Source organism: Roseateles chitinivorans (assembly GCF_002761755.1).
Taxonomy (GTDB): domain Bacteria; phylum Pseudomonadota; class Gammaproteobacteria; order Burkholderiales; family Burkholderiaceae_C; genus Roseateles; species Roseateles chitinivorans.
Window position 1 is genome coordinate 1 of record NZ_PEOG01000153.1, and the last position, 1358, is coordinate 1358.

Genomic DNA, 1358 nt, shown 5'->3' on the forward strand with positions numbered 1-1358 from the left:
ATGCGCGCGCCGCCCGCCTCGCGCCGCGCGCCATCCGCCGCCTGCCGCCGTCAAGCGCTCGACGCGCTCAGGTCGTCGGCGCGATGAATGCGGTCAAGGCGCGGCGACCGCCACGACCACCTTGCCGAGGTGGCGCCCATCCAGCAGATCGATCAGGCCCTGGGGCGCGCGCTCGAGCCCGTCCACGACATGCTCCAGCGCCCGGACCTCGCCCGCCGCGATGGCGGCGGTCATCTCGCGCTGGAAGGCCTTGAAGCGCGACAGACCGTCGCCGTAATGGTCCAGCACGATGAAGCCTTCCATGCGGACGCGCTTTTGCAGCAGCGTCGCCAGCAACGCCGGCCGCCGGTCCGGCGCGGCGGCGTCGCCCTCCGCGCCGGCCTCGTTGTAATGCGCGATGAAGCCGCTCACCGGCACCCGCGCACCGATGTTGAGCAGCGGCAGCACCGCGTCGAGCACTTCGCCGCCAACGCTTTCGAAGTACACGTCGATGCCGGCCGGCGCGGCCTCGCGCAGACGCTCGGCGAAGCGCGGATCGCGCCGGTCGACCGCCGCATCGAAGCCGAAGGTTTCCACCAGGTGACGGACCTTGTCCGCGCCGCCGGCGATGCCGACGACGCGCGCGCCGGCACGCCTGGCCAGTTGGCCGACCATCGCGCCGACCGCGCCGGTCGCGGCCCCGACCACGACGGTCTCGCCGGCCCGGGGCCGGCCGATCTCGGCCAGGCCGACCTGCGCGGTGAAGCCCGGCATGCCCGCCGCGCCCAGCGCCAGCGAGGGCCGGCCCACGTCGCCCAGCGGCACCAGGTCCTGGCCGTCCGACAGCGCGTAGTCCTGCCAGCCGGCGTGGGCCAGGACCAGTTCGCCGGCGCGGAAGTCCGGATGGCGGGACTCGACCACGCGGCTGACGGTGCCGCCGACCAGGACCTCGCCGAGGGCGAGCGGCGGCGCGTAGCCGGGGCCGATCTCCTCCATCAGGTTGCGCATGTAGGGGTCGAGCGACAGATACAGCGTGCGCAGCAGCACCTGTCCGGCGCCCACGCTCGGCACGGCGACGGTCTCGAGGCGGAAATCCCCCGGCAGCGGGCGTCCGGCGGGTCGGGCGGCGAGCACGATGCGGCGGTTGACGGGCGTGGTCATGAGCGATCCTTCAAGGCGTTGGCGTTGGCGTTGGCGTTGGCGTTGGCGTTGGCGTTGGCGTTGGCGTTGGCGTTGGCGTTGGCGTCGATCGGATGAGCACACGTCTCAACTCCAGTCCCCATTTTGCATCCGTTGCCGGCTCTTGCTTGAAATAAAAAATTCGTAGCCAGGTTGTCTCGTATAGTGGTAACGATCTGGTCTCAACTCCAGTTCCGCAA

The 1358-nt window shown here is 71.3% G+C and carries 2 protein-coding genes; both read right to left on the bottom strand.

Annotated features, from left to right (window positions below; all coding sequences use genetic code 11):
- Window positions 1-93 precede the first annotated feature (93 nt).
- Window positions 94-1140 carry an NADPH-dependent curcumin/dihydrocurcumin reductase gene (curA, locus tag CS062_RS25100; RefSeq protein WP_099864563.1) on the bottom strand — a complete coding sequence of 349 codons (1047 nt, stop codon included), beginning with the start codon at window positions 1138-1140 and terminating at the stop codon, window positions 94-96.
- Window positions 1137-1262 (bottom strand): hypothetical protein, encoded by a 126-nt coding sequence (locus tag CS062_RS27220; RefSeq protein ID WP_259373125.1) that lies wholly within the window; start codon window positions 1260-1262, stop codon window positions 1137-1139. Before CS062_RS27220 ends, curA begins: the two co-directional genes overlap by 4 nt.
- Window positions 1263-1358: the final 96 nt, after the last annotated feature.

Bases quoted from the DNA above. Each gene is read 5' to 3' on its own strand.
- curA (WP_099864563.1), bottom strand. From the start codon at position 1,140: ATGACCACGCCCGTCAACCGCCGCATCGTGCTCGCCGCCCGACCCGCC.
- CS062_RS27220 (WP_259373125.1), bottom strand. From the start codon at position 1,262: ATGGGGACTGGAGTTGAGACGTGTGCTCATCCGATCGACGCCAACGCC.